This is a genomic window from Nocardiopsis sp. NPDC006938, assembly GCF_042869555.1.
GTDB lineage: Bacteria > Actinomycetota > Actinomycetes > Streptosporangiales > Streptosporangiaceae > Nocardiopsis.
Window position 1 is genome coordinate 35,160 of the sequence record NZ_JBIAGA010000027.1, and the last position, 10,067, is coordinate 45,226.

Sequence of the window (10,067 nt, forward strand, 5' to 3'; positions counted from 1 at the left end):
CTATGCCTAGCAGCGGGCCCTGCTAGAGCCCGGCCGCCTCCATGAGCTTCTCCAGGTCGACGCCGCGCTTGTTCGAGCCCTCTCGGTAGAGCTGTCGGGTGGGCACCTTGAACGGGGTGAGTGCGGACTTGAGCTGAGTGGCGCGGGTCGTCTCGTTCTCGATCTCCAGCCACTTGCCGTAGAGGTCGGGGCGGTAGGCGGCCAGGGCGTCGATGAGGCGGATCGACCAGACGGCGTCGGCGTCGCCGGGCCACACGGCCATGAGGTGGTCGATGATCGTGGAGGTGTCGGTGACCTCGGGGGCCTGGCCGATGGCGTGGCCGGACAGAGTGCCGGCGGCCTTACGGATGGCGTAGGCACGCTCGGAGACCTTCTCGGCCGCGGGGGCGTCCAGGTAGGCGGAGCGGACGATCATGGGGTCGTCCTCGACTCCGGCGAGGTAGCCGATGCCCTTGTCCTTGGCGGTGAAGGTGGTGGCCCTCACGCCGTTCTTGTAGCTCGACGTTCCGAGGACCATGTCGTTCTCGGTCTGGCCCATGACCCGCAGGCAGAACCGGATCCCGATCGAACTGGACACGCCGGTGGGCATGCTGTCCTTGTCCGGGCGCTGGGTGGCGAAGATCGGGATCAGCCCCATGGCGGGTCCGCGCTTGACGATCTTCTCGGCCAGGGCCTTGGCCTCTTTCCCGTGCTCAGGGTGGGTGAACAGCTCCTGGCATTCGTCAACTCCGAAAAGGATCGGGTGCAGGCCCAGGCTCTTGTCGTTCGCCAGCTCCTCGGTGACCTTGTTCTCCGGGCACCTCGCGGGGTTCTCCTTCGCGATCCGGTTGATCGTCTTGGACCGCTTGATCAGCTCGACGTTGACCAGCTGGCGCATGGAATCCAGGCAGTTCTCGATGGTCTCGTCGTCGGGGCCGGAGGCGTACTCGTGCGCGACCTTCTCGACCGCCCCGCAGTCTCCAGTGCCCTTGAGCTCGTAGATCCGCAGTTCGACCAGCGGGTCCAGGGCGGCGGCCAGGAGCAGCACGCGCAGGGCGAAGGTCTTGCCCATGCGGGGCTTCGCGCCGATGAGGACGCCCTCGAACATGAGCATCATCTCGGTCAGTCGTCCGCGCTGGTCAGCACCGAACGGGATCGGCTTGAACAGGTTGCTCGAACCCTTGGTGAGCAGGGGCCACGCACTCTGCTTCGCCTTGTTCATGGCCTCGTCCCCGACCCAGAGGACGAGCTTGCCGGGGTGGTCCTCGTTGAGGGGCTCGGGCCACACGCACCCGAGCGGGCGGCGCAGGCCGGAGGCGAGCTTGTCGCGGCGCTCCATGACGTCGGTGGCCACGACGCCCCGGGGGAGGCTGATCTCGGCACGCCAGCCGGGACCGTCGCGGGTGATCGGCGCGGTGAAGCCGATCTCCTCGCCGGTCTTGCCCGCCAAGGCGCGGTTGATTTCGTTGATGCCCAGGGACCCGAGGGCGGCCAGGACGCTCTCCGAGGTGAGCTTCTCGACCTGGGTCGGCAGAACGGCGCGGTCGATGAGGGGCTGGTCCGGGCGGCGTCCAAGCATCCCGAGGAGGGAGAGCCCGGCCCAGATGCCGCCCCACACCGTCCAGGCCGGAGCCGCGGGGAGGACGAGGGCGGCGGTGATGAGGGTGGCCACGGCAAGCGCCACCGAGGAACCGACGCGGGTCTTGATCCGGGAGGAGTGCTGCCTGCTCAGCATCATGTACTCGCCCGTGCGGGAGGACCCTGCGGCAGAGGCGCGCAGGGCGTTGGACTCGGTGTCGAAGGCCCACTTGCCCCAGGCCCCGACCAGACGGCCCAAGCCGCGGGGGGAGCGGCCCATGAGGCGAAGCATGTAGATGGGGGAGCGGGTGGCCTGGTAGAGGGCCACGTGCGCGTAGTAGGAGGCGACCCAGCGGGCGACCTGCTCCGCCTCCTGGCGGTCGCGGAGCCAGAGCGGGACGACGGGCTGGGCGGTGTCCTTGGCGGTCGCGATCCGGGAGAGCCACTGGGACTGGTCGGCCCACTTCTCGACCTGGGTGTCGACGCGGGCGGGCCGGTCCTCCTCGTCCAGGAGCTCGACGTCGGCGGGGTCGACGTGCTCGATCTCGCCCTGCTGGGGAGCGGCCTCCTCGCGGGCGGCGGGAGCGGTCGGGGCGCCGATGACGTTGGGGAACTCCAGCACCTGACCACCGGTTCCGCTGGTCGCGGTCTCCTCGGACGCGGTCTCGGGGCTGTTCTCGGTCGGGTTGGGGTGCGTCATGCTGGTTTCTCCTGGTCGAGCTGGTCTGGCTGGGGAGGGGCGGCGGCGGATCTGTGGTGGTGAGGCCGCCGCCCCGATGGGTGGTGGTGGGCTACTGGCCGGTGTCGGCGTGGTGCTGGCGCAGGTCACGGACGAACTGCTGCTCCTCGACGTAGACGTCGGTGTGCCAGCCGCAGGAGCATCGGGCCTGGTAGAGGTAGCTGCCGTCCGCGAGGGCGTAGGCCTGGGTCCAGGCGGAGTCGGTGGCGGCGTCGTGGGTCTTGCCGAAGCCGAAGAGGCTCTTGAGTCCCATGTCAGGCCGCCGTCCCGAAGCCGGTCTCGCCCTCGTCGTCCTGGTCCTCGTCGTCCAGGCGCTCGCACTCAACCCCGGCGTCGTGGAGCTCCCACAGGGCGGTGATCGCCATCACCCCGGTGAGGAGTCCGGCCAGGAGGGCGAAGGTCTGGTCCTCGATGACGAGGGTCGTGGCCAGGCAGAACATCAGGACGGCCGCGCGGAGGATGCCGTCGCGAGCGGAGACGTGGTAGCCGCCGTGGAGGATCCGGAGAGCGGTGGTGGTGAACGTGGTCATGACACTCCTAGCTAGGTTCTTAGGTCAGCTGGTCAGAGCCGCTGGTGCTGGCAGTGGCGGCAGGGCGTGTAGCCGTACTCGTCCCCGAAGCTCCACCAGCAGCCGCCCCGGCCTCCGCAGGCCGGGCAGAGGCCCATGGACTCGCACTGCTGGGGGGAGAGCGAAGAGTTCCGGCGGGTCCAGGAGTCGTGGTCGAAGGTCGGCGGGGTCGGGCGGGACCAAGAGCTGAGGCGGGTCATGCGGCCACCTCCTGAGAGTCGTCCTCGACCACGCTCAGGAGCACAGTCTCGGTGCGCTCCTGGTGGATCGCCAGGACCCTCTTGGCCCTCTCGAACCCGATGCTCAGCGACTCCTGAACGGCCTTCACCGTGGGGTCGGAGTCGACCTCGCGGGAGTCGATCCGCTCGGTGAGCAGCACGGCCAGGTCGGCGTCGGTGAGGCGGCGCGGAGAGACGGGCTCGGGAGTCGCCTTCGCGGCTGCCGGGACCTTGGTGCCCTTGTCCGCACGGCCCTTTCGGGAGTCGCTGGCAGGCGACTTCTGAATCTGGGGTTTGGCCTGGTCATCGGTCGAACGCGAGGACTTCGGAGCCGTCTTGCGGACCGGCTCGGAGCAGCAGCGCACGACCGCCAGACGGATCGCCCCGGCCGGGATCTCGAACGCGCGGTCCGGGCTCCGCGAGAAGTCGACAACCGGCAGTTCGGGAGCTTCCTCGGGAGTCGGCGCAGGCGACTCCTGAACCGGCTCCTGAGTCGGGGCCGGGGACTCTTCCGTCTTCGGCACGGGAACCGCTTCGAGAGCCTCAAGGAGGACTCCGATCAGGTGGACCGTCGCGGCCGCTCCGATCGGTCCGAGAGCGTGGAAGAGCAGACCTCCCGCACCCTCCCAAGAGTCCGGCCAGTGCCCCACCGTGTTGAGCACGAGGGAGACCAGGAGAGCCCCCCACATCAGGTACTCGGCCACAGTCAGCAGTGCGCGGATCTTGGGCTTGCTGTCCTCCTCCACCACTCCCAGGACTCGGCAGCGGACCAGGATGACGACCGCGACGATCGCGATGAGCGCGGGCTCCATCGCCCACAGCGCCCACCACATCGGGCTTCCGTCTTCGGCTCCGGTCATCGCCGTGGCACCGGCCTGGACACCGGCCGTGGACCAGGCCCCGAAGGCCAGCAGGGCCGGAAGCAGGACCCGCAGGACCAGTCGGCGGGTCGACTCCAACCGGAGCGCGACCGCGTTGCCGCTGCGCATGATGCGGGCCAGCTCGCCCTGGTGAGCGATGCTCTCCTTCAACGCGGTCTGGCGGTGCTTCTGCTTGATCTTGCGGGTGGTGCGGCGGCTGGCCAGGCGGGTGGAGAGCTTGTCGCCGGTCGGGTCTGTGTCCTCGACGGGAGTCACCGTCGTGGTGGTGGTCGTCATCAGTTCTCCTCCTGTCCCGCGCTGGTGCCCAGGTCCAAGACCTGAGCGAACGCGATGCCCAGGAGGAAGACGAAGAACCCGGCCAAACCGCCCGCGACCCAGGAGTCCAGGAGCAAGCCGCCCGCGAGAACGGTCCCCGCGGGGAGGATGAGCAGGAACAGGGCAGCAGTGCCCAGGTCGGTGTTGGTCATCGGGTGGCCTCCTCGTCAGCGGTGGCGGGCAGGGACAGCGGGGTGGCCGCCAGGTTCGCGGCGGCGTCCAGGGCCAGCGCTGCGGCGGCCAGCGGCAGGGCGGCCAGGCGCAGCAGGGTGACGGCCAGGGTGAGCGCCAGAACGGTGAGCACGGTGAGCACGCCGGCGGTCTGGATCAGGTGTGTGGTGGTCATCAGGACTCACCGCCCTGACGGGCCTGCTGGCGGTCCCGGATCTGCTGGAGGCGGGCCAGGTCCCCGGCCTCGTCGGGCAGGCGGCAGAGCAGGATCGCGGCGGCGATGAGGCCGATCGGGATGACGGTGAGCATCAGGAAGGTGAAGGTCATCATCGGCGGGCACCTCCCCGGCTGTTCTTCTTGCGGCGGGTGGTGGCGACGGTCTGCGTGCCGAGAGCGGCACGGGTCCGGCGGACGGACGCGGTGGCCTTGGCAGCCACGGCCTTGCGGGTGCGGCGGGCCTTCGCGGCGAGGCGCTGGCCGACCAGGAGGGCGAGCGCTCCGAGAGCGGCGATGAACAGGAACTCCAGCATCAGGCGGCGCTCCTCAGCTCGTTGAGGAGGTCCTCGACGATGTCGGCGGCGGCCTGGCGGCGAGCGGCGGTCTCGGCGAGGGTCTCGCCGGGGAGCTGGCCGGGGGCGTGGAGCTCGGGCTCAGTGGCCTCCAAGAGCAGGGCCAGGACGGTGAGGTCGAACACGTCGGGGGGCGGCGCCGGGGCGGCGTAGCCGCTGCTCGGGGCGGGCATCATGGTCATGCGGGTCTCCTCCACACAGGTGATCCGTATGGCCTCGACGGGCGGAATCCGTCGGGGCCTTCTTCGTGTTCCCGAAGCTCGTATCTTCGGCTACGAACATAAGAACACAGAACTCGGAACATGGCAAGGATCTCGTATACGAACTCACGAAGTTTGTGTATGGTGGCGGCATGGACAACGACACCACTGACGCGCGACCGATGCAGGTCCGCATAGCTGATGACCTGCGAAACCAGATCAACCGAGGGAACCTCGCTCCGGGCGAAAAGCTGCCGACTCTCGCAGCCCTAGCCAGTCAGCACGGAGTGAGTGAGATGGTGGCCCGACGCGCAGTCGAGCTGCTCCGGCAGGAGGGTGCCGTCATCAGTCGGAAGGGGAGCGGAACGTTCGTCCGCGAAGCGGTTCCGATCCGGCGCCATGGTCTCCAGCGGTACAGCCGGTCCGTGTGGGGCGGGAAGAGCCCGAAGCCGCTGCTCAAGGCCGAAGGTGAGAGGCAGGGCAAGGGTGTGGGACAGGAGTCCTCTACCGAGCAAACTTCTGCTCCGAAGTTCGTGGTCGACCGACTTCCGGACGTGAACGAGGGCGACCTGGTCTACACCCGGCGTCGCATCACGAAGCTCGACGGCGTCATCAACCAGTCCGCCGACTCATACTTCAGCCTGAACACGGGTGAGCGGTCACCGGCCATCGTGGCGGGCGAGGGTCCTGGCGGGCACATCGCCAGGATCAATGCGCTCTCCCCTGTGCTGGAGATCCAGGAGGAGATCACCACACGGATGCCGTCCGGGCCTGAGGCCAGTCGACTCCAGATCCCAACCGGGACACCGGTCTTCGACGTCATCCGGACGTATCACTGCGAGGACGGACCGATGGACGTCACCAAGTTCGTGATCAGGGGAGACATGGCCGCCTTTGACTACCAGTTCCCCGTCCCCGAATAGCAGGAGGAAGCCCGGGCCGCGCCCGGGTTTCTTTCTGCGCAGGGATGTGGCTCAAGAGCAAGAAGGACGCCTTCGGCGACACCCTCCCCGTGACTCCTGCTCTACCGCAGGAAAACGACCGGCTCCATGAAGAAAAGCACCCGGGGCGTGTGCAGCGCCCCGGGCAGATGACCACCCCGGCTCTACGAGAGAGGTCCTGACCAGCATGACAGACACAATGACGGCGTCCGAGGTGGCGGTGGGTGTCGCCCGGTGTGGGTGGGCGGTCATGCCGCTCACGGGGAAGGGGCCGGTGAGGAACTGCTCGCCCTGCCGACGGGATCGGCACCACGGAGCGGACTGCGAGTGCACGAGGACGCCGGGGCGGTGGTGCCACGGGTTCTACTCCGCGATCGTCGACGTCGAGGTCCTGGAGCGACACTGGCCGCACGCCGCTGACGGCGTCGGCATCGCGACCGGCGCGTCGAACCTGGTGGTGGTCGACGTCGACGGCCCCCAGGGGCACGAGTGGGTCACCGGCCTGGCCCGACGCGGCGTGCTCCCCCCCACCCTGATGATGAGGTCGTCCTCCGGGGAGGGCTACCACCTCTACTACGAGGGCACCCTGCGATCCCGGCCGCTCCGTCTCGCCCCCACCCACCCGCTCGCCGGGACCGCCGACGACATCCCGGTGGACATCAAGTCGCAGGGGTCCTACGTCCGCTGGACCGGGACGGTCGCCACCGACCGGCCACTCGCCCCGGTCCCCGTCGCCCTGGAGGACGAGCTCCAGGCCCGCCAGGCCCGACTCGACGCCTCCACGCGGCGGCCGGAGCCGACCGGCCCGGCCCCGGCCGCAACCGGGCGGTGCACGCACGCTCCCGGCTACCTCGACCGGGGCGTGCAGATGGCGGTGGAGCAGCTCTCCCACCTCGACCCCTCCGGCGGCGGAGTGCACGCCCAGGTGTACGGCGTCCTGCGAGGGATCGTCCGGCGCCACGCCGGGACATGCGGCCGCGACTGCGCCACCGGGGAACAGCTCCACGCCCTGGCCGAAGCCGCGGGGCGTCTCGGGGAGCGGCCGGGGGACTTCGAGCGAGCCTGGGACAACGCCCTGGTGGAGTCCGGTCTCCCGGTCCGGTTCGGGACTCGGACCGTGAGATGACGCCCCGCCGCTCCCCGAGCCCGAGAGTTGGCAGGTTTGGCGTGGTCGTCCTGTAGAACAAGAAGACCGCCGACCTGCTGAGATCTCGACGTTCTCAGCAGATCGGCGGTCACGATCCCGGGGCTGCAACCCCGGAACCCAATCGAGAGTCGACCTGGCGGAAGAACCTCAACCGATACACGCACAGTGTAGCCACCTGCACTGACCTGAGGACTCTAGCCACGGTGACTCTCCTCTACCTAGAGAGAGACCACACAGTGTCTGACCCTACGAACTCGACCAACAACGTGGTCCAGTTCCCCCCCGTCCGTCCTGAGATCGCTCACACCAACGACGTGGAGCTGTTCGAAGAACTGCGGAGGCTGCTGCCGCGTCTCGGTGACATCTACCACCGAGACGACGTGTTCTGCACTGTCGCTGTCACGACCAAACGAGGCGTGACCAAGGCCCGTATCCGAGACCTCAGCACCGACGCCCTCAAGGCTTTCCTCCACAACCGCATCGATGTAGTGGCCTACAGGGACAAGCCCGACAAGCACGGTCGGCAGTCCTACAGGGAACTGACGCCAGGAACTGTTGCGGGGATGCTCTGCGGGGACACAGAGAAACTCGTCCCAGAGCTCACCGGCACCGCGACACACCCGCTTGTCATGCCCACTGGCGAGATCGTGACAGATTCCGGCTACCACGACGAAACCGGCCTCTTCATCACACCCCACGTGCCCGGTGTCACCGTTCCCGAAAATCCCACCCAGGAGCAGGTCACCGACGCCGTCACCCTGGTCACCAGCGTGTTCGGTGACTTCCCGTGGCTTGATCAGGCCAGCTTCGCGGCCTACATCGGAGCTCTCGTGGCACCTGCCTTGCGATGGATGGGAGGGGGCGGCTGGCGAGTCCCCGCACCGTTCATCAGCGCGAACCAGGCCGGAGTCGGAAAGAGCGCGCTGTGCAAGGTGTTCGCGGCGCTGTACGGCCAGCACAACGCAAGCTGGCCGTCCTACTCCGAGGAAGAGCTGGAGAAGCGGCTGACCACCGCGATGCGCGAAGCCGTCGAGCCCGTGATCATGTTCGACAACGTGCCCAACGGGCTCAGTATCGCAAGCGGCATCCTCGCCCAGTTCCTGACCCTGGAGACCTGGATGGCACGGATTCTCGGCACGAACAGCGGGATCTCGGTACCCATCACAAAGGTCGTCGTACTGAACGGGAACAACATCAAACCCACGGAGGACATGAAGCGGCGGGCACTCCCGATCACCCTTCGCTACGAAGAACGGCACCCTGAAAAGCGCGATCCTGATGCCTACGCGGTGGGGGACCTGGAGACCTGGCTCGACTCTCCTGAGAACGTGCAGCGCCTCATGGCTGCCTTCCTTACGATCATTCGAGGCTGGATCGGGGATGGGGCTCCCAAGCGCCCGGTGAGGATGGCCTCGTTCGGCCGGTGGGCGTCGGCTACCGCAGGTCTCTTGGACTGGGCTGGAATCGTGGGGTTCCCAGACTCCTGGGGTGACTCCGTGAGTCAAGAGGACAGCGAGTGGGCTGAGGTCTTCGACATGTGGGAGAAGACCATCGGGGACAAGAAGGTCACCGCGAGGGAGATGCTCACCGCGTTCCCCTCCGAAGCTCTGCCCCCTGGCGCCACCACGGCATCAGGCCAGCCGTCGCCACGTAAGCTCGGTAGTGTCCTGTCCGCTAACGAAGGTCGATGGATCGGCGGGTACCGGATCGTGGGAAGTATCAGCCGCGGGCGAACCTACTACCATCTCGAAGCGGCCTCGGACACCGAGGACAACAGGTAAAGACTTCGGAGCCCCGGTGGTGGATCGTAATCCACCACCGGGGCTTTCTCGTGGCCAAGTGGTGGGTTGCACGGCCTGTACTCCACCACCACTCCACCACTAACCCACCACCTAACCCACCACACTTGAACTGGGAAAATAGTCCATATGGTGGAGTGGTGGATCACTTCTCAGCACCTAGGGAATCACTCGTGTGCGTGCCTGTGTGCGTATGAGTACCTAGAAGTAATCCACCACTCCACCACCTCCATGCATATTCGCAGGTCAGAGTACGTATCGCCATGGTGGATTAGTGGTGGATTACTGCACGTTTTAGCAGGTCAGGAGTGGTGGATTACTTCCGCTGGTAATCCACCACTCCCCTCCCGATCTCAAGAGAAGCACCGGGGTTGACTCACCCCCGGTGCTTCTCTTGAGATCAGACCAGGTCAGGAACCTGTACAGCGTCAAGGTCGCCGCTCCTCAAGATCCCCAGACCCGTACACGGAGCTAGCGGCAGCACCGTCTCGGTGGTCTGGACCCCCGGGGGGGGAGTGACCCCGCACCCCGCCTCCCTGGGTGCCCTCTGTCGCGCCGTGGGGGTCGGTCTCCATGGACAAAAGCCCGCACGGCCGGACGGGGCTCTCTGGCGCTCTCAGAGCTTCCCGGCGCTGCGGGCTCGGTGCGTCGCCGTCTGCACGGCCTCGATGCCCCGGGTGATCCGCTCGACCTCCCGACGGGACAACTTGCCCTGGGCGATGGCGGCCGCGGTGCGCACCAGGAGCTGCTGGAGTTCCCGGGGGCGAACCTCGCCGTCCTTGTCTTCCTCGTGGTCCTGGAGGACGGACTCGGGGGTGGGGTAGGCCTGGCCGCCGACCCGCATGCCGGGCCTCTCCCACGGGGCGGCCCGCACCGCACGGGTCCGCACCACCGTGCGCTCGACGAGTTCGCGAACGGGCTCGTCCTCGAGGCGCGCGGTGCCGGCCGCCCGGTCGCGCTC

General features: G+C 67.7%; 13 protein-coding genes and 1 pseudogene. 3 read left to right on the plus strand and 11 right to left on the minus strand.

Translation table 11 applies throughout. The annotated features are described in order from the left end of the window. Positions 1–22 precede the first annotated feature (22 nt). The 10 genes from ACFYL4_RS26220 to ACFYL4_RS26265 all read right to left on the minus strand — a co-directional run bounded on the left by ACFYL4_RS26220 (position 23) and on the right by ACFYL4_RS26265 (position 5,201). On the minus strand, positions 23–2,257 hold the full coding sequence (locus tag ACFYL4_RS26220) for a cell division protein FtsK (protein WP_387521897.1): 2,235 nt from the start codon (positions 2,255–2,257) through the stop codon (positions 23–25). 91 nt (positions 2,258–2,348) lie between these two features. Continuing rightward, complete coding sequence (locus ACFYL4_RS26225; RefSeq protein WP_387521899.1) at positions 2,349–2,549, minus strand: hypothetical protein; 201 nt, start codon at positions 2,547–2,549, stop codon at positions 2,349–2,351. 1 nt (position 2,550) lies between these two features. Beyond that, on the minus strand, positions 2,551–2,826 hold the full coding sequence (locus ACFYL4_RS26230) for a hypothetical protein (RefSeq protein WP_387521901.1): 276 nt from the start codon (positions 2,824–2,826) through the stop codon (positions 2,551–2,553). Between the two features lie 32 nt (positions 2,827–2,858). Beyond that, positions 2,859–3,065 (minus strand): hypothetical protein, encoded by a 207-nt coding sequence (locus ACFYL4_RS26235; protein WP_387521903.1) that lies wholly within the window; start codon positions 3,063–3,065, stop codon positions 2,859–2,861. Then, positions 3,062–4,240, minus strand: a complete 1,179-nt coding sequence (locus ACFYL4_RS26240; RefSeq protein ID WP_387521905.1) for a hypothetical protein — start codon at positions 4,238–4,240, stop codon at positions 3,062–3,064. Before ACFYL4_RS26240 ends, ACFYL4_RS26235 begins: the two co-directional genes overlap by 4 nt. Beyond that, positions 4,240–4,431: a hypothetical protein gene (locus tag ACFYL4_RS26245; protein ID WP_387521907.1), complete on the minus strand. Its 192-nt coding sequence runs from the start codon at positions 4,429–4,431 to the stop codon at positions 4,240–4,242. Before ACFYL4_RS26245 ends, ACFYL4_RS26240 begins: the two co-directional genes overlap by 1 nt. Continuing rightward, positions 4,428–4,625, minus strand: coding sequence for a hypothetical protein (locus tag ACFYL4_RS26250; protein ID WP_387521909.1), 198 nt, complete (start codon positions 4,623–4,625; stop codon positions 4,428–4,430). The genes ACFYL4_RS26245 and ACFYL4_RS26250 overlap by 4 nt, the downstream gene beginning before the upstream one ends. Continuing rightward, a complete protein-coding gene (locus ACFYL4_RS26255; protein ID WP_387521911.1) occupies positions 4,625–4,780 on the minus strand; it encodes a hypothetical protein in 156 nt (51 codons plus the stop codon). The genes ACFYL4_RS26250 and ACFYL4_RS26255 overlap by 1 nt, the downstream gene beginning before the upstream one ends. After that, positions 4,777–4,980, minus strand: coding sequence for a hypothetical protein (locus tag ACFYL4_RS26260; RefSeq protein WP_387521913.1), 204 nt, complete (start codon positions 4,978–4,980; stop codon positions 4,777–4,779). Before ACFYL4_RS26260 ends, ACFYL4_RS26255 begins: the two co-directional genes overlap by 4 nt. Beyond that, on the minus strand, positions 4,980–5,201 hold the full coding sequence (locus tag ACFYL4_RS26265; RefSeq protein ID WP_387521915.1) for a hypothetical protein: 222 nt from the start codon (positions 5,199–5,201) through the stop codon (positions 4,980–4,982). Before ACFYL4_RS26265 ends, ACFYL4_RS26260 begins: the two co-directional genes overlap by 1 nt. A gap of 170 nt (positions 5,202–5,371) precedes the next feature. Here ACFYL4_RS26265 and ACFYL4_RS26270 point away from each other — a divergent pair, with 170 nt between their 5' ends. From ACFYL4_RS26270 to ACFYL4_RS26280, 3 genes are all read left to right on the plus strand, one after another. Next, positions 5,372–6,142, plus strand: coding sequence for a GntR family transcriptional regulator (locus ACFYL4_RS26270; protein WP_387521917.1), 771 nt, complete (start codon positions 5,372–5,374; stop codon positions 6,140–6,142). A gap of 205 nt (positions 6,143–6,347) precedes the next feature. After that, positions 6,348–7,286: a bifunctional DNA primase/polymerase gene (locus tag ACFYL4_RS26275; protein ID WP_387521918.1), complete on the plus strand. Its 939-nt coding sequence runs from the start codon at positions 6,348–6,350 to the stop codon at positions 7,284–7,286. 224 nt (positions 7,287–7,510) lie between these two features. Next, positions 7,511–9,088, plus strand: a complete 1,578-nt coding sequence (locus tag ACFYL4_RS26280) for a hypothetical protein (protein WP_387521919.1) — start codon at positions 7,511–7,513, stop codon at positions 9,086–9,088. A gap of 634 nt (positions 9,089–9,722) precedes the next feature. Here the strand turns inward: ACFYL4_RS26280 and ACFYL4_RS26285 are convergent. Beyond that, positions 9,723–10,067: pseudogene (locus tag ACFYL4_RS26285) on the minus strand (hypothetical protein); the annotation flags it as partial.